Raw genomic sequence first — 22725 nt, forward strand, 5'->3', positions numbered from 1 at the left:
GCCGCAATGTTGGTGACGGGGGCGTGAGTGTAACAGCCAGCGGCTGCTTCGGCCAACGTTGCCGTTCCGGCGCAGCCAGTCCGGAGGGAAGGTTGGGTTTCGCGACGGTTTCTGCAACAATCCGCAGCGCCCGCCCGCATGGGGGGCGCCGTTCCTGCCCAACCGGGCCTCTCTTCGGGAAGCACCCATGTCGCACCTTTCCCCTCCTGCCGTTGCCGTCGTCGGTGGTGGCCCTGCCGGCCTGATGGCCGCCGAGATGCTGGCCGAAGCGGGCCATGTCGTCGATCTCTACGATGCCATGCCCTCGGTCGGCCGCAAGTTCCTGCTCGCCGGTGTGGGCGGCATGAACATCACCCACTCCGAAGCCTGGCCGCAGTTCGTCGCCCGCTATGGCAGTCGCAGCGCGGTCCTGCGCCCCTACCTGGACCGTTTCGACGCCTTGGCCTTGCGTGACTGGGTGCATGGGCTGGGCATCGAGACCTTCGTGGGCAGTTCGGGAAAGGTGTTTCCGCGCGAGATGAAGGCTGCACCGCTCCTGCGTGCCTGGCTGCAGCGCCTGCGGGAGCATGGCGTGCGCTTTCATGTGCGGCATCGCTGGCTGGGCTGGGACGCGGACGGTGCCCTGCAGTTTTCCACGCCGGACGGGCTGCGGACGGTGCCGGTGCGCGCCTGCCTGCTGGCCCTTGGTGGCGCCAGCTGGAAGAAGCTCGGGTCCGATGGCGCATGGGTGCCCGTGCTTGCGGGAGCCGGGGCAGAAGTCGTGCCGCTTGCGCCCGCCAACTGTGGTTTTGACGCCGGCTGGACGGCGCATTTTGCCGAACGGTTCGCCGGGCAGCCACTCAAGTCGGTGCGTCTTTGCATGCGCTTGCCGGATGGCCAGGTGCTCAGTCGGCTCGGAGAGTGCGTGGTGACGGCCACTGGATTGGAAGGCGGACTGATCTATGCCTTTTCCGCTCCGCTGCGCGAGGCCATTGCCCGTGAGGGCCAAGCGCATTTCGAACTGGATCTGCTGCCCGCCCGGGAGGCGGACTGGGTGCTGCAGGAGGTGGCTCGGCCACGGGGTTCGCGTTCGATGGCCAGCCACCTGCAGAGCCGGCTCGGGCTCAAGGGTGTACGGGCCGGCCTGCTGCGCGAATGCCTGCCGCGCGAGGTCTTCAACGATCCCGCGTTGCTGGCTGCGGGCATCAAGGCTTTGCCGGTAAGAGTGCATGCGCCGCGGCCGATCGACGAGGCCATCAGCACCGCAGGCGGCGTGGCCTTCGAAAGCCTGACCCCCGGCCTCATGCTCAAGAGCCGGCCTGGCGTGTTCGTGGCAGGAGAAATGCTCGACTGGGAGGCCCCAACTGGCGGCTACCTGCTGACGGCCTGCCTGGCGACCGGACGGGCTGCCGGTCTTTCGATGGCAACGTGGCTGACCAACGCCGGCTAACGTCTAGGCCGTGCAGGAGGGCTTTTTTTGTCTATGCTGGAAAAACAGCCCGGGTTTGATCTGCGTCATCCCCGAGGCGGCCCAAAGACAAGGAGGAGCACCATGAAACTGGCCTACTTCAACCAGGTGGCCGATCGCATCGGCCTGGAGACCCATGCCCGGGAAGCCGTGTGGCTGATGGAGATCGACGGTATGCCCAGCCACTATGCGGCACGCCAGATGGACATGCCCCAGGCTAAGGTATCGCTGGCGCATGCGCGTTTCATGCGGGCGCTGCGCCAGACAACCGTCCTGCCCACCGATACCGGACACTGATCGTCCGCCTGAAGCAGAAAGGGGGCTGATTCAGCCCCGTCTGCTTTTCGTGTCGCGTCCGTGCGCCGCAGCTCACACCTTGAAGCGCGACACCGACTGTTGCAGGTCTTCGGCCAAGGTTTCCAGCGCCTCGCTCGCTTCCACCACCTGACGGATCGCAGCATCGTTGTCCTCGGCCATACGGGCGATCTCCTCGATGTTGCGCGTTACGGTGCCGCTTTCCTCGCGCTGGTGCACCGTCACCTGCACGATCTGCTCCAGCCCCGTGCGTACCGAGTGGGCGGACGAAGTCGCCGTGTGCAGCACCTCCGCCACCCGGTCTGCCGAGGCACGGCTGGCCTGCAGCGATTCCAGGCTCGCTTCCAGCGCATCGCGCACCGCATTGGACTTGTTGCCCAGCCCTGCCGTCACACTGTCGATCTGCGCTGCGGAAACGGCCGATTTTTCAGCCAGCTTGCGCACTTCGTCGGCCACGACCGCGAACCCCCGACCGCTCTCACCGGCGCGGGCCGCCTCAATGGCTGCGTTGAGGGCAAGCAGGTTGGTCTGTTCGGCGATCTCGCGCACCTGCTGGGTCATGGCCGTGATCTCGCTGGTGGACTTCATGAAGTCGTTCTCGGCCTCGGCCATGATCTCCACGGCCTTTTCCACTTCCGCCACGTGGTCGCGCAAGTGGCCCAGGCTGCGCTGGCCTTCCTCCGCGCGTGCCAGGCTTTCCTCAGCCCTCCGGCAGACTTCCTCTGCACTGCCTGCGATCTCGCCGATGTGGCCAGCGAGGATCTCCACCGTCCCGGCGGCGGCACCAGACTGCGCCTTCTGCTGCTGGGAGCCATCGGCCACCCGGGCCGCGTCGTCCGCCAGACGGCGGGCCGAGCGGGTGACATCGGTGGCGGACTGGCCCACGCGGCGTACCAGTTCGGCAATCGTCGCCAGCATGCGATTGAAGCGTTCGGCCGTGGCGCCGATCTCGTCCCGTCCCGCTACCGCCAGCCGGCGCGTCAGGTCGCCTTCCCCTTTGGCCAGCTCCTCCAGTCCGTCGGACATTGCCTGCAGCGGACGGGTGACGAAGCGGCGCACGAAAAGGTAGACCACCGCCATCAATGGAAGCGACACGATCAGCGCAAACAGGATGCTCTTGTCCCGGAAGGCGGTCACGGCGGCATTGGTCTTTTCCAGCGAGATGCGCATGCTCACTGCACCCAGCGGGGTATTTTCGGGCACCTGATGGCAGGTGATGCAGTTCTTGCCGAGGTAGTTGCGCGAGGCGAGGGTGGGGTACACCACACGCAGGTGCTCGCCCAGCTGGGGGGTGTTCTCGATCTCGATATGGGCCTTGCCGGTGGCCAGCACGGCCCGCTCGATGTCATCGTGCGGCTTGGCTTTCTCTCCGGCCCCCGGGCCGTAGAGCTTGCTGACCGCCTCGCCCCGGATTACGCGCAGGTCGCGCACGGCGGTCAGTTCGCGGATCTGGTCGAGGAAGACATCGCGCTGTCCCACAGTGCCGGTGATCATCATCCCGGTGAGCCCCGCCAATGTCATCTCGTTCATGCTGTGCGCAAGGTCGCGCGCCTGATCGATGGCGATCTCGCGGCTGACCTGCGTCTCCCAGGCGATCAGGGCCCCCCACGCCAGAACCAGACAGAACCAGATGGCCCCGGTCAGGCGCACCCAGACCGGCCAGTCTCCAAATCTCCGCATCGCTGTTGCCCGGCACGCCGCCGGCCTCCTCGTTGTTGTCAGCCTTGAGGGAAAACGGCCTTATTCCCCCAGCATTGAGCGGGCTATTGTGACAAAGGAATACCGGGCTTCCAAGCATTTTTCATGTTTTCTGTCCAGAGAACAGTGCAGGTGCATTCGCTGTGGATGGGGCCGTGCTTGCGCAGGGTGTCGCGTTTGTGCACGCTAACGGAAACAGGATAAGGAAGGATTGCCATGGAGCATGCACTCACCCCCCATCTGCGGACGCTGCCCTTCGTGCTCTTGGATGGTGCGCTTGCCACCGAACTGGAGCCTATGGGATGTGATCTGGCTGATCCGCTGTGGTCGGCCAAGGTGTTGCTGGAGGCACCCGAAAAGATCCGTACGGTGCATGCCGCCTATCTGGCGGCAGGGGCCGATGTAGTGACAACCGCCAGTTATCAGGCGACGTATGAGGGCTTTGCCGGGCGCGGGTTGGGCGCGGACGCCGCGACAGGCCTGATGCAGCGCTCGGTGCAACTGGCGCGCGAGGCACGCGATGCCTACTGGTCAGGGTTGGCCGAAGCTGATCGGGCAAGTCGCCTGAGGCCGCTGGTGGCCGCTTCGGTCGGGCCCTACGGGGCCATGCTGGCGGACGGGTCGGAGTACCGAGGGCACTACGGTCTGGACGTGAAAACTCTGATGGATTTTCACCGTCCGCGGCTGGCCGCGCTGCTGGCTGCCGGGCCGGATCTTCTAGCCTGCGAGACTTTGCCTTCGCTTCTGGAGGCGCAGGCATTGGTGCAGCTGCTGGAAAATGAGTTTCCCGACGCCCAGGCATGGATCAGCTTCTCCTGCACCGATGATCGGCACATCAGTGAAGACACGGCACTGGACGCGTGCGTGGCCGAGCTTTCGCCATGCCCGCAGGTGCTGGCAATCGGCTTCAACTGCACTGCGCCGCGTCATGCACAGTCACTGCTCGCTGCCGCAGCTGCCGTGCCTGACCACAAGCCCTTGCTGCTCTACCCCAATTCGGGGGAGGGTTACGATGCAGCCACCAAATGCTGGCACGGTTCGCGGGACGCGGCGGGCTTTGCCGCGTCTGCCAAAGGCTGGCTGGAGGCCGGGGCCCGGCTTATCGGCGGCTGCTGCCGAACCGGGCCCGCAGAGATCGCAGCGCTCGCGGCCTGGCGCACCACGTTGGCGACCTGACACACTCAGTCATCCGGCTGAAGGATACGCTCCAGCACCAGCCGCGGGTCGTTCTCATGGAAATAGTGCGGCTCTTCGGCCAAGGTGCGAAAACCATGGCGTTGATAAAGGCGGAGGGCGGCGTTATCGGGGTGCACTGTGAGCCGCGCGCGGCGGCGGCCCCGGGCGGCCAGCGCCTCCATCAGACGGCACAGCAGCCTCTGCGCCCACCCCCGGCCGCGATGGCCGGCCTCCACTGCCAGCGAGAGGATCCACGCCGCACCGTCTTCCTCGCCTGGCGCCCCCAGAATGTAGCCCACCACCCGGCCGGTGGTGTCGTCCTCGGCCACCAGCAACAGCGAAGGCCACAGGTCGTGGGCCTGCCGGAAGAAGAAAGCGGGATAGACTGGGTCGCCGAAGACGGCGCACTCCAAGGCATGAACGGTATTCAGGTCAGCAAGGCGGGCAGGACGCACGGGCATCGGGGTGGTCTCCTTCGGTCAAAGGGGCGCATCCTTACCGCAGGCAGGCCTGTTTGTAAAGACTGCGGGACAGGGCTGGCCCTCGCCAGGCCCGGCGCGGTATCATCGCCCGCCTTCATATCTGGCTGGAGCCTAGCCATGAGCCTGCACCCTGTTGACGCGCTGATCCGGCGCTTGCCCAAGACCGAGCTTCACCTGCACATCGAGGGCACGCTGGAGCCGGAACTGATGTTCGCCTTGGCCAAACGCAATGGCGTGGCCCTGCCATATGCCGATGTGGACGCCCTGCGGGCAGCGTATGACTTCAGCGACCTCCAGTCCTTTCTCGATCTCTATTACGCCGGTGCGGACGTGCTGCGCACCCGGCAGGACTTCTACGACCTGACCTGGGCCTATCTTGAGCGGGCACAGGCGGATGGGATCGTCCACACCGAGATCTTCTTCGATCCCCAGACACATACCGGGCGTGGCATTCCTTTCGATGTGGCGTTCGGCGGCATCCGGCAGGCACTCGACGATGCGCGCAGCCGGCTGGGCATCAGCAGCCGCCTGATACTGAGCTTTCTGCGTCACCTTAGCGAGGAGGATGGCTTGGCCACCCTGGAGGTGGCGCTGCCCCATCTGGCGGGCATCGATGGCTTTGGCTTGGACTCCAGCGAGCGTGGTCACCCGCCCTCCAAGTTTCAGCGGCTGTTCGCGCGTTGTCGCAGTCTTGGCCTGCCTTGCGTGGCCCATGCCGGCGAAGAGGGGCCACCCGCCTATGTGTGGGAGGCGCTCGACCTGTTGCAGGTGGTGCGCATCGACCACGGCGTGCGCAGTCTGGAGGACCTAGGGCTGGTGCAGCGGTTGGCCGAAGCGAGGGTACCGCTGACGGTGTGTCCGCTCTCGAACGTGCGGCTGAAGGTCTGTCCTCAGTTGGCGATGCATCCGCTGCGGCAGATGCTGCAGGCTGGGCTACTGGCCACAGTCAATTCGGATGATCCTGCCTATTTTGGCGGTTATCTGCAGGAGAACTTCCTCGCCTGCCGCGCAGCGCTCGACCTGAGCGCGGACGAGGTCGTCCGGCTGGTGCGCAACGGTTTCGAGGCCGCCTGGCTGCCCGCTGCCGAGCAGGCACGATGGCTGGCCGACGTAGAGCGCATTCACGCCGACTGGCAGGCGGGCAGCGCCGGCTGAGCTGGCAGACCGGGTTCAGGCCCGGGCAGGCAGGCCTTCTTTTTCCCAGCGGTCGAATTCGGCCATGATGGCGTCGTGTGTCTTCTGGCTGATCTCCGGCAGGTTGCCACCCAGCATTTCCTTCGCCTCGTTGAACCCTTTCTCCACTGCCTCGCGCATCGTGGCGATCTTGGCCGGATCGTCCCCGATGCCCAGCCGGGCAAAGCTCAGGATGCGTTCGGCCGTCTTCTTGACACCAAACTCGCCATCCTCGGAAATTGCCTGACGGGCGGCGTCGATCGATTCGGCGTCGGCAGAGAGCCGCTGCTCCCCGCTGACCACCTTGGACCAGGTGAGGCCCTGCTTTTGGATCAATCCCTGCAGCAGGTCGATCATCTCCTGGGCCTTGCGGTCGGACTCGGCAAGCAGGCTGGCCACGTCCGGCTGCTGCTGGGTGCCGGCCGCCTTGCGCGGATCGGTATAGGTTACTGCTTCATCGGGTTGCTGGCCCAAGGTGACCGTGTCCGTTCTGGGCGGGCGTCCACCGTTCGCGCGCGGGGCTTCCGCGTCGCGACTGGGCTGAGTGCGGTTGGCCGGTGCCGTGGCCGGCGTAGTAATCGGAGTGATGGCCATGAATTTCTCCTTGAGCAGCGGGCCGGTCCCCACCAGGGCAGCGGCCGCGTCGATCTTTCAGGGTGCTTATTCAAGTATCGGCAAAAAGAGTGCGCGCTCAAGGAAAGGGCGGAAAATTTCCGCCAGCCAGCGCAAAAAAACGGCCCGCGACACCGGTCGGCGGGCCCAGGACTGGGAAGCGGGTGAGCGCGGCAGCAGAGGGCTTCAGAAAGCGTCCGCCGGCACGCGGACCCAGCCTTCCATCAGGATGCGTGCGCTGCGGCTCATGATGGCCTTGGTCACCGTCCACTGCCCGTTGTGGCAGCAGGCTTCGGCGCCTACGCGCAGCGTGCCCGAAGGATGGCCGAAGCGTACCGTGTGGCGTTCGCCGCCACCGGCGGCCTGGTTGACCAGTGTGCCCGGAATGGCGGCCGCGGTGCCGATGGCGACCGCGGCAGTGCCCATCATCGCGTGGTGAAGCTTGCCCATGGACAAGGCCCGCACTAGAAGGTCGATCTCGCCCGCGCGCACCTGCTTGCCGCTGGAGGCATGGTAATCGGCAGGCGGCGCGACGAACGCCACCTTCGGGGTGTGTTGCCGGCTGGCGGCCTCGCCCGGATCGGCGATCAGGCCCATGCGCACCGCGCCGTGTGCCCGGATGGCCTCGAACATGGCCAGTGCGCGAGTGTCGTTGTTGATGGCGTCCTGCAGTTCGGTGCCGGTATAGCCGATATCGGCCGCATTGATGAAGATGGTGGGAATGCCGGCATTGATCAGCGTAGCCTGCAGCATGCCCACGCCCGGTACGTCCAGATCGTCCACCAGGTTGCCGGTGGGAAACATCGCCCCGCTGTCCCCATCGCCCTCGTCGGCCGGATCCAGGAACTCCAACTGGACCTCTGCCGCAGGAAAGGTGACGCCATCCAGTTCGAAGTCGCCCGTCTCCTGCACCTGTCCGCCGGTCACCGGCACGTGGGCGACGATGGTCTTGCCGATGTTCGCCTGCCAGATGCGTACGGTGGCGGTGCCGTTCTCGGGAACACGGGCCGGATCCACCAGGCCGTTGGCAATCGCGAACGCCCCGACGGCGGCCGACAGATTGCCGCAGTTGCCGCTCCAGTCCACGAAGGGCCGGTCGATGGCCACCTGCCCGAACAGGTAGTCCACGTCATGCTCGGGGCGCTGGCTGCGGTCCACGATCACCGTTTTGCTGGTGCTGGAGGTTGCGCCCCCCATCCCATCGATCTGCTTGCCATAGGGGTCGGGGCTGCCGATCACACGCAGGAGTAAGGCGTCGCGCGCCGGCCCGGGTACCCGGGCAGATCCGGGCAGGTCCTGCAGACGGAAGAACACTCCCTTGCTGGTGCCGCCACGCATGTACGTCGCCGGTATGCGGATCTGGGGTAGGGATGTCATGGGTATCAGTCCTTGATCGTCAATGGGGCTGGCAGGGCTCGCCTGCCCGAGTGCGCTTCGGCCAACCCGGCTCGATGGGGGTTGGCCGAAGGCCGGGTTCAGGCGGTGGGCGCGCCTTCCAGAAAGTCCTGGGCAAAGCGCTGCAGCACACCGCCGGCCTCGTAGATGGAAACTTCCTCGGCGGTGTCCAGACGGCAGGTAACCGGCACCGTCACCTCGGCGCCGCTCTTGCGATGGATAACAAGGGTCAGGTCGGCGCGCGGTTTGCGCTCGCCGACCACGTCAAAGGTTTCGCTACCGTCGATCTCCAGCGTCAGTCGGTTGGTGCCCGGCTTGAACTCCAGCGGCAGCACGCCCATACCGATCAGGTTGGTGCGGTGGATGCGCTCGAAGCCTTCCGCGACGATGGCTTCCACCCCGGCCAGCCGCACGCCCTTGGCGGCCCAGTCCCGCGAGCTGCCCTGCCCGTAATCGGCCCCGGCGATGATGATCAGGGGCTGGCGGCGCTCCATGTAGGTCTCGATCGCCTCCCACATGCGCATTACCTTGCCGTCTGGCTCCACACGGGCCAGCGAGCCCTGACGCAGGCTGCCGTCTTCCCCACGCACCATCTCATTCTTGAGCGTAGGGTTGGCAAAGGTGGCGCGCTGGGCGGTGAGGTGGTCGCCCCGGTGGGTGGCGTAGGAGTTGAAGTCCTCTTCCGGTACACCCATTTTCGTCAGGTATTCGCCTGCAGCCGATTCCGGCAGAATGGCATTGGACGGCGAAAGGTGATCGGTGGTGATGTTGTCACCCAGCACTGCCAGCGGTCGCATGCCTTGCAGGGTGCGCACCCCGGCCAGCGCGCCTTCCCAGTATGGGGGGCGGCGGATGTAGGTCGACAGCGGCCGCCAGTCGTACAGTGGGCTTACCGCCGGGCCGCTTTCCGTATGGATCGCAAACATCGGCTCGTATACCTGCCGGAAGTGCTCCGGTTTAACACTGCGGCGGATGGTGGCGTCGATCTCCTCGTCGGACGGCCACAGGTCCTTCAGGCGGATTTCGCGGCCGTCCACCACCGCCAGCACATCTTTCTCGATGTCGAAGCGGATGGTGCCCGCGATTGCGTAGGCCACCACCAGAGGCGGGGAGGCCAGGAAGGCTTGCTTGGCATAGGGGTGGATGCGACCGTCGAAGTTGCGGTTGCCCGAAAGCACGGCCACCGCATAGAGGTCGCGCTCGACGATTTCCTGTTGGATCGCCGGGTCCAGTGCCCCCGACATGCCGTTGCACGAGGTACAGGCGTAAGCCACCACACCGAAGCCCAACTGCTCCAGTTCTTCCATTAGGCCGGCCTCCTCCAAGTACAGCTTAACCGCCTTGGATCCGGGCGCCAGCGAGGTCTTCACCCAGGGCTTGCGCAGCAGTCCCAGGCGATTGGCGTTGCGCGCCAGCAGTCCGGCAGCGATCACATTGCGTGGGTTGGAAGTGTTAGTGCAGCTGGTGATCGCCGCGATGATCACCGCGCCGTCCGGCATCTGCCCGGGTTTCTCTTCCCAGGGGCCGGCAATTCCTTGGGCTGCGAGGTCCGTAGTGGCAACGCGTGCGTGCGGCTTGGAGGGGCCCGCCAGATTGCGCACCACCTGCGACAGGTCGAACGTCAGTGTGCGCTCGTATTCAGCGCCCTGGAGGGCATCCGCCCATAGGCCGGCCGTCTTGGCATAGGTTTCTACCAGTTTTACCTGCGCATCGGTGCGCCCGGTCAGACGCAAGTAGTCCAGTGTCTGACCGTCGATGGCGAACAATGCGGCAGTGGCCCCGTATTCCGGTGCCATGTTGGAGATGGTGGCACGATCGCCCAGCGTGAGCTTGCTGGCCCCCTCGCCATGAAATTCGAGATAAGCGCCCACCACCTTGGCGCGGCGGAGGAACTCGGTCAGCGCCAGCACGATATCGGTGGCGGTGATGCCCGGCTGTGGCTGGCCGGTCAGTTCTACGCCCACGATCTCCGGCAGCCGCATCCACGATGCCCGGCCCAGCATGACGTTTTCGGCTTCCAGTCCGCCCACGCCTACCGCAATCACGCCCAGCGCATCCACATGGGGGGTGTGGCTGTCGGTACCCACGCACGTGTCGGGGTAGGCCACGCCTTGCTCGGACTGGATGACCGGACTCATCCGTTCCAGGTTGATCTGGTGCATGATGCCGTTGCCGGGCGGGATCACGTCGACGTTCTTGAACGCTTTCTTGGTCCAGTTGATAAAGTCGAAGCGATCCTCGTTGCGCCGGTCCTCGATGGCTCGGTTCTTTTCAAAGGCCTGCGGATCGAAGCCGCCGCATTCCACCGCCAGCGAGTGGTCCACGATCAGCTGCACCGGTACGACCGGGTTGACCTTGGCCGGATCGCCCCCGCGTTCGGCAATGGCATCCCGCAAACCGGCAAGATCCACCAGAGCCGTCTGACCAAGGATATCGTGGCAGACCACGCGTGCAGGGTACCAAGGGAAGTCGCGATCACGCCGGCGCTGGACGATCTGGGTCAGGCATTCGCTCAGGATGGCAGGGTCGCAGCGCCGGACCAGGTTCTCGGCATGCACCCGGGCGGTGTAGGGCAGCGTGTCCCAAGCCCCGGGTTGGAGGTCTTCCACCGCGGCACGGGCATCGAAGTAATCGAGCCCAGTGCCGGGAAGCGGTTTGCGGTATTGACTATTCATGATGAGTTCTCGACCGTTGCCTGCCGGAGGGCAGGCTGTTCTTCAGAAGCTTGGTGCCAGTGTTGCCATCCTCCGTGCCAGTCGGTAGGGCGGCAGTGGGCATGGCTTGGCACGTGGGCAATGGACGGCGATGGCTGACGGACCATGCCGTGCCCCGCGAGCGCCCGGAGGCTCTGCTTCCCCTGTCGTGCCCGTGGCAGGGTTCCCGTCCGTGAGAAGGAGCAAAAGGCGCTGCCCTTTCGTTGCGCCATCAGCGTTTGTCCCTTGTGTGCAGGGCGCCTGCCTATCCCTTGCTGGGACGGTCTGGTGCCGGCACCGGCCGAGGGCGGCCACCCCAGCACCAGATAGGGCCGCTGCTGCTATGCCTCAGCGCTTGTCCAGCGGCACGAACACTTGGTCTTCGGGGCCGGTGTAGTTGGCCGAAGGCCGGATGATCTTGCCGTCCTGTCGCTGTTCGATCACGTGTGCGCTCCAGCCGCTCGTGCGGGCGATCACGAACAGCGGCGTGAACATCGCGGTGGGCACGCCCATCATGTGGTAGCTGACGGCGCTGAACCAGTCGAGGTTGGGGAACATCTTCTTCAGGTCCCACATCACCGTCTCCAGCCGCTCTGCGATGTCGAACATCTTGGTGTCACCCGCATTCTCCGACAGACGGCGCGCCACTTCCTTGATGACCTTGTTGCGCGGGTCGGAAACGGTGTACACCGGATGCCCAAAGCCGATCACCACTTCCTTGCGCTCCACCCGGGCCCGGATGTCGGTTTCTGCCTCATCCGGGGTCTCGTAGCGCTTTTGGATATCGAAGGCGACCTCGTTGGCACCGCCGTGTTTGGGGCCGCGCAGCGCACCGATGGCACCGGTGATGGCGGAATACATGTCCGAACCGGTGCCGGCAATCACACGGCCGGTAAAGGTAGAGGCGTTGAATTCGTGCTCGGCGTACAGGATCAGCGAGGTGTGCATTGCCCGCACCCACAGCTCGGGTGGTTTTTTGCCATGCAGCAGTTGCAGGAAATGGCCACCGATGGAGTCGTCGTCGGTTTCCACCTCGATGCGGCGACCGTTATGGCTGAAGTGGTACCAGTAAAGCAGCATGGACCCCAGGCTGGCCATCAGGCGGTCGGCAATTTCGCGTGCGCCAGCAAGGCTGTGGTCGTCCTTTTCTGGCAGGGTGCAGCCCAGTGCGGAAACACCCGTGCGCATTACGTCCATCGGATGGGCGTTGGCGGGCAGAGCCTCCAGTACGGCCTTCACTGAAGCGGGCAGACCACGCAGCGACTTGAGCTTCTGCTTGTAGCCGGCCAGTTCCGCCCGGTTGGGCAGCTTGCCGTGCACCAGCAGGTGGGCGACCTCCTCGAACTCGCACTGTTCGGCAATGTCGAGGATGTCGTAACCGCGGTAGTTGAGGTCGTTGCCGCTTCGGCCAACCGTGCACAGGGCAGTGTTGCCTGCGGCCACGCCGGACAGTGCCACCGATTTCTTCGGCTTTCCGCTCAGAACCACTTCACTCATGCCACTTCTCCTTGTATGAGGTTGCGACGGCCAAGGCCGCCAGCCTTCTGCTGTGTTCCCAAAGGGCCGCTTGGGCCACGGCCGGTGGGCTTACTTGTTCTTGCCTTCGGCGAACAGGGCATCCAGCTTCTGCTCGTAGGCGTGATAACCAAGGTGCTCGTAGAGATCCATGCGTGTCTGCATATGCTCCACCACATTCTGCTGGGTGCCGTCACGCCGGATGGCGCCGTACACTTCCAGCGCCGCCTTGCTCATCGCACGGAAGGCCGACAGCGGATAGAGCACCAGGCCCACCCCGTGGGCCGCCAGCTCCTCGGTAGTGTAAAGCGGCGTGGCGCCGAATTCGGTGATGTTGGCCAGGACCGGCACGCCCACCGCTTCGGCAAACTGCCGGTACATCGAAAGGTCGGTCATCGCCTCGGGGAAAATCATGTCCGCGCCCGCTTCGACGCAGGCACGCGCACGGTCGATGGCCGCGTCCAACCCTTCGACTGCCAGCGCATCGGTGCGTGCCATGATGACGAAGCTGTCGTCGCGGCGGGCGTCCGTGGCGGCCTTGATGCGGTCCACCATCTCTTCCTTGCTGACAATGGCCTTGTTGGGACGGTGGCCGCAGCGCTTCTGCTGAACCTGATCCTCGATGTGCACCGCGGCCACCCCTGCACGTTCCAGGCTACGGATGGCACGGGCAATGTTGAAGGCGCCACCCCAACCCGTGTCGATGTCCACCAGCAGGGGCAGGTCGGTGACATCGGTGATGCGGCGCGCGTCGATCAGCACGTCTTCCAGCGTGGTGATGCCCAGATCTGGAATGCCGCACGAGGCCGCAGCTACCCCGCCTCCAGACAGGTACAGGGCCTTGAAGCCGCTGTGTTCGGCCAGCCGGGCGGCATAGGCATTGATGGCGCCCACCACCTGCAGGGGGTGTTCCTGGGCGACGGCTTGACGGAAACGCTGGCCGGGAGTGCTCATCTGGGGCTCCTGAAAAACAATTGGGTGGAGTAATGACTCGGCATTCTAGCAAGTGCTTGGTTTGTGCGCAAACCAGCTGCCCGGGATGCAGGGGATTCATGGTCGGGGCCGCTCGTGCTAATGTTCACGCTTGGCCACAGTGGGAACTCATTTTCCGGGCAACGGTCTAGTGCGTGTCCACGGAAGCGATTCGACAAGATTTCAACAATACAGTCACACAAAGACAAAGCCGTGGGCGATTCAGGGAGCATTACAACGACATGAGTGATCGTGATATCGATCAACAGTTGGTGGAGCGTGCCCAGCGAGGTGAGAAGAAAGCATTTGATCTTCTGGTTGGCAAGTATCAGCGGAGGCTTGCCAGACTGCTGTCACGTTTCATCCGCGACGGCGCCGACATCGAGGACGTGACGCAGGAAGCGTTCGTGAAGGCGTACCGCGCACTACCTTCCTTTCGAGGGGAGAGCGCGTTTTATACCTGGCTTTACAGGATCGGCATCAATACAGCCAAGAATTTCCTGAGTTCGAGCGGGCGCAGGCCCGTGCTCAACAGCGAAGTCGAGGACGAGGATGGCGAGCACTACGACCTTGCGTCGCAGGTGCCCGACCTGAATACGCCCGAAACCGAGTTGATGAACAAGGAAATCGTGGCCACCGTGAATGCGGCAGTCGAGGCCTTGCCCGAAGAGTTACGTACCGCCATCACCCTGCGGGAGATGGAGGGCCTCTCCTACGACGAGATCGCCTCGGTCATGAACTGCCCCATCGGCACGGTGCGCTCGCGGATCTTTCGTGCGCGTGAAGCGATTGCGGCCGAACTGCGGCCCTTGTTGGATACGGCCAAAAACAAGAGGTGGTAATCATGAAAGAAACAGTATCCGCGCTGATGGATGGCGAACTCGAACCCGCCTCAGCCCGAAAGGCCGTTACGGCGCTCCACTCCGATGAATCGCTCAACGACAGTTGGAACACCTATCACCTGATCGGAGACGCGCTGCGTGCCAGTGCCGACCTCAAGGTGGACGTGCGCCGGGGCGTTGCGGCCCGCCTCGCCGAGGAGCCTACTGTGCTGGCACCGCGGCGCTGGCTGCGTCCGGTGCGTCCGCGCACCGTGGGGGCCGCGGCCATTGCGGCCAGCGTCAGCCTGGCAGCAGTGGTGGCCTGGCAGCAGTTATCGTTCACCACGCCTTCGGCCAACCTCGTGGCAGCCAACCAGGCCGTGCCGGTGCAGGTGCAGACCGGGGCTGTGGCAGACCCGGTGGATCCGTATGTCCAGGCCCACCAGGAAATGGCCGCGGACCAGAGCCTGATGGCAGTGTCTTACAGATAACGGAGTAACCCGTTGAAGCGCGTGTATTTCTTGTCGGGTTGTATGCTGCTTGCGGCGGCCATGGCCGCCCGTGCGGCCGATGACGACTGGGGGGTGCTGAAGAAGTCGGTGGCCAGCGCCCGCCAGTTGCCCCTGTCCGGAACCTACCTTCACCAGATGAGCGGTCTTCTGGAAACCTTCCGGCTCTACCGGGCCGGTGATGGGGACGGTGTGCTCGAGCGGCGCGAGTCCTTGGACGGACCGCCGCGGGAAATCGTGCGCACAGGGGGCGATGTCGTTGGCTATGCCCCCGACACCAAATCCCTGGCCGCGGCGCGGTTGAGTGCGATGCGGCTCTTTCCTGCGCTACTGCCGGACGAGATCGACGGCATTGCCCAATCCTACGCGGTGCGTCGCCTCACCGGTGACCGCATTGCCCAGAAGGACTGCCAGTGGTTCGAGCTCAAACCGCGCGATACTCTGCGCTACGGAGTGCGGCTGTGCCTGGAGAATGCGACCCAACTGCCGCTCAAGATCATGACGGTGTCGCCCAAAAGCGATGTGGTGGAGCAGTACATGTTCACCGACGTTGAATTCGGCGCGCCGCGTAACCGAGCGGTGCTCAAGCCTCACTATCGTCTGAGTTACCCGATGCGCACGCTGGCTACGCAGGTGCCGGAAAGCACGGCGGCCGACATCGAGGTGAGCGGTCTGCCCACCGGCTTCCGGCTGGTGCGGGCGATGAAGCGCAGCCTGCCCGGGCAGGCGGACAAGCAGGTGCGGCAGCTCATCTTCAGTGATGGCTTGGTGATGCTGTCGCTATTTGTCGAGCCGATGATGGGCGACCCCCGCACGCCTCGCGTTTCCAGCCTGCATGGTGTCATCAGCACGGCCAGCGGGCACCAAGGCGACATGCAGTTCACCCTGGTAGGTGACCTGCCCGAGCAGGGCATGAGTGCAGTGGCGCGTTCGCTGAAGATTTCCCGACCATGATAGAAACCGAAGCGCGTGTGGTGGCGGTGGAGCCTGGCCTGGCCCGGGTAACACCGCGACCGCACAGCCCCTGCGGCCAGTGCGATCCGGTGCACGGTTGCCGCTCCGTCTCCTTGGCCCGGCTGTTCTCGCAGGGTTCACTCGAATACATCGTCCGCGACCCCATCGGCACGCAGCCCGGCGACAGCGTGATCGTTGCCTCCCGCGAAGGCAGTTTCCTGCACAGCGTTGCCTGCCTCTACGTGGCCCCACTTGTCGGGCTGCTGGCCGGCGCCGCCCTGGGCCTGCCCTGGGGGGAAGCCGTTTCGGTGAGTGCCGCACTCGGTGGCGCCTTCCTGGCGCTCGTGGGGGTGCGCTGGCATGCGCAACATCTGAAGGCGGGTGCGGAGCTTGCCCCCTTCATCGAGCGCAGGATTCCTTCTTCCACCGTTCGTATGGAGAAAACATGCCAATCAAGAAAGTGATCGCTGCGGCGCTGCTGGCCGCGTCCGTACTCTCGGGCCCGCTGGCCCCCAGGCTTGCGCAGGCGCGCGAGCTACCCGACTTCAGTCGCATCGTCGAGGCCGAAGGCCGTGCCGTCGTAAACATCAGCACCAAGTCCACCGTCCGCGAGGCGGTGTCGGACCTGCCTGAAGAGTTTGCCGGCGATCCGTTCTTCGAATTCTTCCGCCGCTTCTCGCCCCCACGCCTGCGCGAACGGCAGGAAAACTCGCTCGGTTCGGGCTTCATCGTTTCCAAGGATGGTTACGTGCTGACCAATGCCCACGTGGTGGCCCGTGCCGACGAGATCACCGTGCGGCTCACCGACAAGCGTGATTATCCGGCCAAGCTGATCGGGTCGGATGCCCGCACCGATGTGGCCCTGCTCAAGATTGAGGCCGGCAACCTGCCTACCGTGCGCATGGGTAACGCCAACGACCTCAAGGTGGGCGAGTGGGTGCTGGCGATCGGCTCGCCGTTCGGTTTCGAGAATACCGTCACATCAGGCATCGTGTCGGCCAAGAATCGTCAGCTGCCTGACGAGAACTTTGTGCCGTTCATCCAGACCGACGCTGCCGTCAATCCTGGCAACTCGGGCGGGCCCCTGTTCAACCTGAAGGGTGAGGTGGTCGGCATCAATTCGCAGATCTATAGCCGGTCGGGGGGATTCATGGGTATCTCCTTCGCCATTCCGATCGACGTGGCGATGAACGTGGCCGAGCAGCTCAAGACACGCGGGCGGGTCAGCCGCGGCAAGATTGGCGTTGCCATCCAGGAGCTGAACAAGGAACTGGCCACCTCCTTCGGGCTGCCGCGCGCCACTGGCGCCCTGGTTAACGCGGTGGAACCTGGTGGGCCAGCGGACAAGGCCGGACTCAAGGCAGGCGACATCCTGCTGCGTGTGGACGGACAGCCGGTGGAGTCTTCGGCCGACCTGCCGCGGCTGATCGGCACCAGCCAACCGGGCAAGGCGGTGGCCCTGGACATCTGGCGCAACCGCGCCCAGCGCAGCATCTCGGTGGTACCGGTGGAACTGAAGGACGAGGATCCGCGCCTCAGCGAGCGCCAGTATCGCGGCAAGCAGCAGGAAGACCCACGCGCTCAGAAGCTCAACCAGATCGGGCTGGTGCTCTACGAGCTGAACCCGCAGCAGCTGGCGCAGCTGGGTGTGAAGTACGGGCTTCTGGTGCGCCAGGCCAGCGGGGCGGCTGCCCGGGCCGGCCTGACCAACGGAGACGTGATCGTAGGCATCGGCGGTGAGGCCCTCACTGGTGTGGCCCAGTTCCGCGCTGCAATAGAAAACGCCAAGAAGGGTGATACGCTGGCGCTGCAGGTGCGCCGCCGCGGTGCCACCCTGTTCCTGCCGTTGACCAAGGACTGAGATGACGCTGACCCTGTATTTTCGCGAGTATTGCAGCCTGTGTCATGCGATGCTCGCCGCGCTCGCACCTTGGCAGGCCCGCTACGGTTTTGCCCTTGACGTGGTGGACGTGGACGCCGACCCGGCGCTGGAGGCCCGTTTTAACGAACTGGTGCCAGTGCTGATGGACGGTGAAACCGAAATCTGCCACTGGCATCTGGATACCGGGCGGCTGGCTGCACATCTTGGCGAAATCGGCTAAAATCCGCGCGAGTGTGAGTTCTCGAGGGCACGCGAGCGTGCCCTTATCTTTTGCCGGATTCCAATGAAAAATATCCGTAATTTCTCGATCATTGCCCACATCGACCACGGCAAGTCCACGCTGGCCGACCGATTCATCCAGTACTGTGGTGGCCTCGAGCTGCGCGAAATGTCCGAACAGGTGCTCGACTCGATGGATATCGAGAAGGAGCGGGGCATCACCATCAAGGCCCAGACGGCCGCGCTGACCTACAAAGCCCGTGACGGACAGCTCTACAACCTCAACCTGATCGACACCCCAGGACACGTGGATTTCTCCTATGAAGTCTCGCGTTCGCTGTCCGCCTGCGAGGGCGCACTGCTGGTAGTGGATGCCTCTCAAGGGGTGGAAGCCCAGACCGTCGCCAACTGCTATACCGCCATCGACCTAGGGGTCGAGGTGGTGCCGGTGCTCAATAAGATCGACCTGCCGGCGGCCGAGCCCGAACGGGTGTGCCAAGAAATCGAGGACATCATCGGTATCGAGGCGGTCGACGCGGTGCGTGCTTCGGCCAAGTCTGGCATCGGCATCGAGGACATCCTGGAAACCGTGGTCAGCAAGATCCCGGCCCCGAAAGGTGACCCCGATGGGCCGCTCAAGGCACTGATCATCGACTCCTGGTTCGACAACTATGTGGGTGTGGTGATGCTGGTGCGCATCGTCGATGGCAGCCTGCGTCCCAAGGACAAGATCCGCTTCATGGCCACCGGCGCCGAGCATCTGTGCGAGCAAGTGGGTGTGTTCACGCCTAAGTCGGTGCAGCGCGACGCGCTCAGCGCAGGCGAGGTGGGCTTCGTGATCGCCGGCATCAAGGAGCTGAAGTCGGCCAAGGTGGGCGATACCATCACCCTGGCGGCTAATCCTGCGGCGGCGGCCCTGCCAGGCTTCAAGGAGGTGAAGTCGCAGGTGTTCGCCGGTCTCTATCCGGTGGAAAGCCACGACTACGATGCGCTGCGCGATGCGCTGGAAAAGCTCCAGCTCAACGATGCCTCGCTGCGTTTCGAACCGGAGGTATCGCAGGCGCTGGGTTTCGGCTTCCGTTGCGGTTTTCTCGGACTGCTTCACCTGGAGATCGTTCAAGAGCGCCTGGAGCGCGAGTTCGACATGGACCTCATCACCACTGCCCCGACGGTGGTGTATCAGCTGGTGATGAAGGATGGCGAAGTGGTTGAGGTGGAGAACCCTTCCAAGCTGCCTGATCCGAGCAAGTACGACGAAATCCGTGAGCCGATCATCACCGCGCACATTCTCGTGCCGCAGGACTACGTGGGTGCGGTGATGACGCTGTGCAACCAGAAGCGTGGTGTGCAGCGCAACATGCAGTACATGGGCCGGCAGGTAATGTTGACCTACGACATGCCGATGAACGAAGTGGTGATGGACTTCTTCGACAAGCTCAAGTCCACCAGCCGTGGCTACGCTTCGCTCGACTACGAGTTCAAAGAGTTCCAGGCTGCGGACCTCGTCAAGCTGGACATCCTCGTCAACGGCGAGAAGGTGGATGCGCTCAGCCTGATCGTGCACCGCCAGAGTGCCCAGTACCGCGGCCGCGAACTGGCCGCCAAGATGCGTGAGCTGATCCCGCGGCAGATGTTCGACATTGCGGTGCAGGCCGCCATCGGTAGCCACATCATCGCACGCGAGACCATCAAGGCGCTGCGCAAGAACGTGCTGGCCAAGTGCTACGGCGGCGACATCACCCGCAAGAAGAAGCTGCTGGAAAAGCAGAAGGCGGGCAAGAAGCGCATGAAGCAGGTGGGTAACGTCGAAATTCCGCAGGCCGCCTTCCTGGCCATCCTGCAAGTCGGGGACAAATAAGTGGACGGCAGCTATTTCTGGGTATTTACCGTGGTGGCCGTCATCGGCCTGATGTTGATCGTGTTCGGCGGCCGCAAGGCGCCCGGCGCCAAGGACTGGCCACAGTCGGTACAGTGGGGCTACCTGGCGCTGGTGGGCGGTGCCTTTGGCGTGCTCAGCAACTACATGAGCCTGACGGCGGTTATGTTGGTGCTGGTGCTGGTGACGGGTTCCGTCTGGCTGTTGGACCGGCTGGTGCTGGCGAAGAGGCGCGCTGCCTCCAGCCGCGAAGTGGGCCATTTTGTCGATTACTCACGCGGCTTCTTCCCGGTCATCCTGGTGGTGTTTATCCTCCGCTCCTTCCTGGCCGAGCCGTTTCAGATCCCGAGCAGCTCGATGCGGCCCGGCCTAGTGGTGGGCGACTTCATCCTCGTCAACAAGTTCTCTTATGGCATTCGTATTCCCGTGCTCAACACAGTACTGATCCCGGTGCATCAGGTAGAACGGGGCGATGTGGTGGTGTTCAACTATCCGGTTAATCCCAAGGTGAACTACATCAAGCGGGTGATCGGGCTGCCGGGCGACACCGTGGAATACCGCAACAAGGTGCTGTCGATCAACGGCAAGCAAGTGCCGGAAGTGGCCGATGGCACCTACGACTACCTTGAGCAGCGTCTGGCGATGATTCACAACGACCAGTTCCGTGAAACCTTGGGTGATCGGAATTTTCGCGTGCTGAAGATCCAGGAAGCCCCTACGCTGGTCCTGTCGCAAGTAAGCGACTTTCCCGACCGTGACGCCTGCCGTTACGATGAGGATGGTTTTGTCTGCAAGGTGCCTGCCGGACACTACTTCATGATGGGAGACAACCGCGACAACAGCCTGGACAGTCGCTACTGGGGGTTTGTGCCGGACCGCCTGATGGTGGGCAAGGCTTTCATGATCTGGATGAACTTCGGAGACTTGGGCCGGATCGGCCAACGTATCCATTGATGGGGCAGGGTGCCGCTGGCACCCTTGGCAAGGAGGCAAGCGCATGAAAAAACAGCAGGGCCTGTCCGCCCTTTCTGTCCTGTTAATCGTCGGCCTGATGGGCGCGGTGCTGCTACTCGCGTTCAAAGTGATACCGGTCTACAACGAGTACGCCAACGTCCGACGCACCATCCAGTCACTGGCTACCGAGGGCGGTCGTGGCGAGTACGAGATCCGGCGCGAGTTCAACCTGCGCGCACCCGTGGCGGACATCACTTCCATCCGCGGTGAGCAGCTGGTGGTGATCGCGCTGCCGCAAAACGTCAGCATCCGCGCCAAATACCGACGCGAGGTGCCCCTGTTTTCCAACATCAGCCTGGCATTCGATTTCGACACCCAGGCCGGACAAATACCGCAATCCTGATACGTGAACGTGACAGACAACCGGTTCCGGCGTCTCTCCGAGGCGCTGGGACATGCCTTCAGCCGCCCGGAGCTGCTGCGCCAGGCGCTGACGCACCGCAGTTTCGGCACGCCGCACAACGAGCGCTTCGAATTCATCGGTGACAGCATCCTCAACTACACCGTGGCGCGGATGCTTTACGACCGCTTCCCGCAACTGACCGAGGGCGAGCTGTCCCGGCTGCGCGCCAACCTCGTCAACCAGAATACCTTGGCCGAAATCGCCCACGAGCTCAAGCTGGGCGACTACCTCTACCTGGGGGAGGGCGAGCTCAAGAGCGGTGGCTTCAATCGTCCTTCCATCCTCGCTGATGCGCTGGAGGCCACTTTCGCCGCTGTCAGCTTCGATGCGGGGTTTGCCGAGGCGGAGGCGGTGGTGCGTGGCCTGTATGCGGCGCGTGTGCAGGCCATCGACCCGACCAAGCACGCCAAGGACGCCAAGACCCGGCTGCAGGAATGGCTGCAGTCGCAGCGCCTGGCCCTGCCGCGTTACCGCATCCAGGCCCAGAGCGGCGAGGCCCATGAGCAGCACTTCCTCGTGGTGTGCGACTTGGCCGAGATCGGCGTTGAGACCCAAGGCGAAGGCACCAGCCGGCGCAATGCAGAGCAGCAGGCCGCCGAAAGGGCCCTGCAGCAGCTGGAAGAAAAGCATCCCCAAGGAGGGAAAAGACTGCGATGACCGATAACGAATATCAAGAAGCCGGTGCGGCCGGTTACCATTGCGGCTTCGTCGCGATCGTGGGCCGGCCCAACGTGGGCAAGTCCACGCTGATGAACCACCTCATCGGCCAGAAGGTCAGCATCACCTCCAAAAAGGCGCAGACCACACGGCACCGTGTGCATGGCATCCACACCGAGCCGGATGCACAGTTCGTATTCGTGGACACGCCTGGCTTCCAGACTCATCACAAGGGCGCACTCAACGAGGTGCTCAACCGCAGTGTGAAAGAAACGCTGGGGCAGGTGGACTGTGTGTTGTTCGTGATCGAGGCGATGCGCTGGACCGGTGCCGACCGTGAGTTGCTGCCGCTGCTGCCCCGTAACACGCCGGTGATGCTGGTGGTGAACAAGTTGGACAAGGCCAAGGACCGTCTGGCGCTGTCCGAGTTCATCGACACCGTGCGTCAGGACTTTGCTTTTGCCGATGTGGAGGTGGTCAGCGCCAAGCACGGTCAGCGCCTGGCAGAACTCTTGGCCAAGGTTCGGCCAACCCTGCCCGAATCCATGCCGCTGTATCCGGAAGACATGGTCACCGACAAAAGCGAGCGCTTCCTCGCCGGCGAGATCGTGCGCGAAAAGCTGTTCCGCTACCTGGGCGAGGAGTTGCCGTATTCAATGAACGTGGAGGTTGAGCAGTTCGAGCTGGACGGCGCGCTACGCCGCATCCACGTCGCGATCCTGGTCGACAAGGAAGGCCAGAAGAGCATCGTCATCGGCAAGGGCGGCGAGAAGCTCAAGAAGATCTCTACCGAAGCACGCCTGGACATGGAGAAGCTCTTTGACGGCAAGGTGTTCCTGCAGGTGTGGGTGAAAGTGAAGTCCGGCTGGGCCGACGACGTACGCTTTCTCAAGCAGTTCGGACTCGACTGAC

General features: G+C 63.9%; 22 protein-coding genes. 15 read left to right on the forward strand and 7 right to left on the reverse strand.

What is annotated here, in order from left to right; all coding sequences use genetic code 11:
- The first annotated feature begins 187 nt into the window (after positions 1 to 187).
- Together EV669_RS11840 and EV669_RS11845 are read left to right on the forward strand one after the other, a co-directional pair.
- Positions 188 to 1429: a TIGR03862 family flavoprotein gene (locus EV669_RS11840; protein ID WP_132098789.1), complete on the forward strand. Its 1242-nt coding sequence runs from the start codon at positions 188 to 190 to the stop codon at positions 1427 to 1429.
- Between the two features lie 102 nt (positions 1430 to 1531).
- A complete protein-coding gene (locus tag EV669_RS11845) occupies positions 1532 to 1744 on the forward strand; it encodes a hypothetical protein (RefSeq protein WP_132098790.1) in 213 nt (70 codons plus the stop codon).
- A gap of 72 nt (positions 1745 to 1816) precedes the next feature.
- Here the strand turns inward: EV669_RS11845 and EV669_RS11850 are convergent, their stop codons facing one another.
- Positions 1817 to 3442, reverse strand: coding sequence for a methyl-accepting chemotaxis protein (locus tag EV669_RS11850; protein WP_054285315.1), 1626 nt, complete (start codon positions 3440 to 3442; stop codon positions 1817 to 1819).
- A 234-nt stretch (positions 3443 to 3676) separates the two neighbouring features.
- On the opposite strand from EV669_RS11850, the gene mmuM reads away from it, so the two are divergent.
- On the forward strand, positions 3677 to 4636 hold the full coding sequence (gene mmuM / locus EV669_RS11855; RefSeq protein ID WP_132098791.1) for a homocysteine S-methyltransferase: 960 nt from the start codon (positions 3677 to 3679) through the stop codon (positions 4634 to 4636).
- 5 nt (positions 4637 to 4641) lie between these two features.
- Here mmuM and EV669_RS11860 read toward each other — a convergent pair whose 3' ends face one another.
- A complete protein-coding gene (locus EV669_RS11860; protein WP_132098792.1) occupies positions 4642 to 5097 on the reverse strand; it encodes a GNAT family N-acetyltransferase in 456 nt (151 codons plus the stop codon).
- Between the two features lie 138 nt (positions 5098 to 5235).
- On the opposite strand from EV669_RS11860, the gene EV669_RS11865 reads away from it, so the two are divergent.
- Positions 5236 to 6273: an adenosine deaminase gene (locus EV669_RS11865; protein WP_132098793.1), complete on the forward strand. Its 1038-nt coding sequence runs from the start codon at positions 5236 to 5238 to the stop codon at positions 6271 to 6273.
- A gap of 15 nt (positions 6274 to 6288) precedes the next feature.
- Here EV669_RS11865 and EV669_RS11870 read toward each other — a convergent pair whose 3' ends face one another.
- The 5 genes from EV669_RS11870 to prpB all read right to left on the reverse strand — a co-directional run bounded on the left by EV669_RS11870 (position 6289) and on the right by prpB (position 13460).
- Positions 6289 to 6885: a hypothetical protein gene (locus EV669_RS11870; protein ID WP_054285396.1), complete on the reverse strand. Its 597-nt coding sequence runs from the start codon at positions 6883 to 6885 to the stop codon at positions 6289 to 6291.
- Between the two features lie 204 nt (positions 6886 to 7089).
- Positions 7090 to 8280 (reverse strand): 2-methylaconitate cis-trans isomerase PrpF, encoded by a 1191-nt coding sequence (prpF, locus tag EV669_RS11875; protein WP_055434387.1) that lies wholly within the window; start codon positions 8278 to 8280, stop codon positions 7090 to 7092.
- Between the two features lie 98 nt (positions 8281 to 8378).
- Positions 8379 to 10973 carry a Fe/S-dependent 2-methylisocitrate dehydratase AcnD gene (gene acnD / locus EV669_RS11880; RefSeq protein WP_207913893.1) on the reverse strand — a complete coding sequence of 865 codons (2595 nt, stop codon included), beginning with the start codon at positions 10971 to 10973 and terminating at the stop codon, positions 8379 to 8381.
- 366 nt (positions 10974 to 11339) lie between these two features.
- Complete coding sequence (gene prpC, locus EV669_RS11885; protein ID WP_055434389.1) at positions 11340 to 12488, reverse strand: bifunctional 2-methylcitrate synthase/citrate synthase; 1149 nt, start codon at positions 12486 to 12488, stop codon at positions 11340 to 11342.
- A 90-nt stretch (positions 12489 to 12578) separates the two neighbouring features.
- The gene (gene prpB, locus EV669_RS11890) at positions 12579 to 13460 is read right to left on the reverse strand and encodes a methylisocitrate lyase (RefSeq protein WP_055434390.1); all 882 of its coding nucleotides are present in this window, start codon (positions 13458 to 13460) and stop codon (positions 12579 to 12581) included.
- A 260-nt stretch (positions 13461 to 13720) separates the two neighbouring features.
- On the opposite strand from prpB, the gene rpoE reads away from it, so the two are divergent.
- The 11 genes from rpoE to era all read left to right on the forward strand — a co-directional run bounded on the left by rpoE (position 13721) and on the right by era (position 22724).
- A complete protein-coding gene (gene rpoE / locus EV669_RS11895) occupies positions 13721 to 14320 on the forward strand; it encodes an RNA polymerase sigma factor RpoE (RefSeq protein ID WP_054285307.1) in 600 nt (199 codons plus the stop codon).
- 2 nt (positions 14321 to 14322) lie between these two features.
- On the forward strand, positions 14323 to 14790 hold the full coding sequence (locus EV669_RS11900; protein WP_054285306.1) for a sigma-E factor negative regulatory protein: 468 nt from the start codon (positions 14323 to 14325) through the stop codon (positions 14788 to 14790).
- Between the two features lie 21 nt (positions 14791 to 14811).
- Positions 14812 to 15762, forward strand: a complete 951-nt coding sequence (locus tag EV669_RS11905) for a MucB/RseB C-terminal domain-containing protein (protein WP_245622736.1) — start codon at positions 14812 to 14814, stop codon at positions 15760 to 15762.
- Positions 15759 to 16226, forward strand: a complete 468-nt coding sequence (locus tag EV669_RS11910; RefSeq protein WP_132098795.1) for a SoxR reducing system RseC family protein — start codon at positions 15759 to 15761, stop codon at positions 16224 to 16226. The genes EV669_RS11905 and EV669_RS11910 overlap by 4 nt, the downstream gene beginning before the upstream one ends.
- The gene (locus EV669_RS11915) at positions 16208 to 17623 is read left to right on the forward strand and encodes a DegQ family serine endoprotease (RefSeq protein ID WP_132098796.1); all 1416 of its coding nucleotides are present in this window, start codon (positions 16208 to 16210) and stop codon (positions 17621 to 17623) included. The genes EV669_RS11910 and EV669_RS11915 overlap by 19 nt, the downstream gene beginning before the upstream one ends.
- Position 17624: 1 nt before the next feature.
- Positions 17625 to 17864 carry a glutaredoxin family protein gene (locus EV669_RS11920; protein WP_054285302.1) on the forward strand — a complete coding sequence of 80 codons (240 nt, stop codon included), beginning with the start codon at positions 17625 to 17627 and terminating at the stop codon, positions 17862 to 17864.
- Between the two features lie 63 nt (positions 17865 to 17927).
- Entirely contained in the window at positions 17928 to 19721 is a 1794-nt protein-coding gene (gene lepA / locus EV669_RS11925; RefSeq protein WP_132098797.1) for a translation elongation factor 4, read from the forward strand.
- Positions 19722 to 19772: 51 nt separating this feature from the next.
- A complete protein-coding gene (lepB, locus tag EV669_RS11930) occupies positions 19773 to 20693 on the forward strand; it encodes a signal peptidase I (protein ID WP_132098813.1) in 921 nt (306 codons plus the stop codon).
- Positions 20694 to 20736: 43 nt separating this feature from the next.
- Positions 20737 to 21096, forward strand: a complete 360-nt coding sequence (locus tag EV669_RS11935; RefSeq protein WP_054285300.1) for a DUF4845 domain-containing protein — start codon at positions 20737 to 20739, stop codon at positions 21094 to 21096.
- 3 nt (positions 21097 to 21099) lie between these two features.
- A complete protein-coding gene (rnc, locus tag EV669_RS11940) occupies positions 21100 to 21813 on the forward strand; it encodes a ribonuclease III (protein ID WP_072242901.1) in 714 nt (237 codons plus the stop codon).
- Entirely contained in the window at positions 21810 to 22724 is a 915-nt protein-coding gene (era, locus tag EV669_RS11945) for a GTPase Era (RefSeq protein WP_054285299.1), read from the forward strand. Before rnc ends, era begins: the two co-directional genes overlap by 4 nt.
- Position 22725 lies beyond the last annotated feature (1 nt).

The organism is Gulbenkiania mobilis, from assembly GCA_004346645.1.
GTDB lineage: Bacteria > Pseudomonadota > Gammaproteobacteria > Burkholderiales > Chromobacteriaceae > Gulbenkiania > Gulbenkiania mobilis.

Excerpts from the sequence above, each read along its gene's own strand:
- EV669_RS11840 (WP_132098789.1), top strand. The coding sequence starts at position 188 with ATGTCGCACCTTTCCCCTCCTGCCGTTGCCGTCGTCGGTGGTGGCCCT.
- EV669_RS11845 (WP_132098790.1), top strand. The coding sequence starts at position 1,532 with ATGAAACTGGCCTACTTCAACCAGGTGGCCGATCGCATCGGCCTGGAG.
- EV669_RS11850 (WP_054285315.1), bottom strand. The coding sequence starts at position 3,442 with ATGCGGAGATTTGGAGACTGGCCGGTCTGGGTGCGCCTGACCGGGGCC.
- mmuM (WP_132098791.1), top strand. The coding sequence starts at position 3,677 with ATGGAGCATGCACTCACCCCCCATCTGCGGACGCTGCCCTTCGTGCTC.
- EV669_RS11860 (WP_132098792.1), bottom strand. The coding sequence starts at position 5,097 with ATGCCCGTGCGTCCTGCCCGCCTTGCTGACCTGAATACCGTTCATGCC.
- EV669_RS11865 (WP_132098793.1), top strand. The coding sequence starts at position 5,236 with ATGAGCCTGCACCCTGTTGACGCGCTGATCCGGCGCTTGCCCAAGACC.
- EV669_RS11870 (WP_054285396.1), bottom strand. The coding sequence starts at position 6,885 with ATGGCCATCACTCCGATTACTACGCCGGCCACGGCACCGGCCAACCGC.
- prpF (WP_055434387.1), bottom strand. The coding sequence starts at position 8,280 with ATGACATCCCTACCCCAGATCCGCATACCGGCGACGTACATGCGTGGC.
- acnD (WP_207913893.1), bottom strand. The coding sequence starts at position 10,973 with ATGAATAGTCAATACCGCAAACCGCTTCCCGGCACTGGGCTCGATTAC.
- prpC (WP_055434389.1), bottom strand. The coding sequence starts at position 12,488 with ATGAGTGAAGTGGTTCTGAGCGGAAAGCCGAAGAAATCGGTGGCACTG.
- prpB (WP_055434390.1), bottom strand. The coding sequence starts at position 13,460 with ATGAGCACTCCCGGCCAGCGTTTCCGTCAAGCCGTCGCCCAGGAACAC.
- rpoE (WP_054285307.1), top strand. The coding sequence starts at position 13,721 with ATGAGTGATCGTGATATCGATCAACAGTTGGTGGAGCGTGCCCAGCGA.
- EV669_RS11900 (WP_054285306.1), top strand. The coding sequence starts at position 14,323 with ATGAAAGAAACAGTATCCGCGCTGATGGATGGCGAACTCGAACCCGCC.
- EV669_RS11910 (WP_132098795.1), top strand. The coding sequence starts at position 15,759 with ATGATAGAAACCGAAGCGCGTGTGGTGGCGGTGGAGCCTGGCCTGGCC.
- EV669_RS11915 (WP_132098796.1), top strand. The coding sequence starts at position 16,208 with ATGCCAATCAAGAAAGTGATCGCTGCGGCGCTGCTGGCCGCGTCCGTA.
- EV669_RS11920 (WP_054285302.1), top strand. The coding sequence starts at position 17,625 with ATGACGCTGACCCTGTATTTTCGCGAGTATTGCAGCCTGTGTCATGCG.
- lepA (WP_132098797.1), top strand. The coding sequence starts at position 17,928 with ATGAAAAATATCCGTAATTTCTCGATCATTGCCCACATCGACCACGGC.
- lepB (WP_132098813.1), top strand. The coding sequence starts at position 19,773 with ATGTTGATCGTGTTCGGCGGCCGCAAGGCGCCCGGCGCCAAGGACTGG.
- EV669_RS11935 (WP_054285300.1), top strand. The coding sequence starts at position 20,737 with ATGAAAAAACAGCAGGGCCTGTCCGCCCTTTCTGTCCTGTTAATCGTC.
- era (WP_054285299.1), top strand. The coding sequence starts at position 21,810 with ATGACCGATAACGAATATCAAGAAGCCGGTGCGGCCGGTTACCATTGC.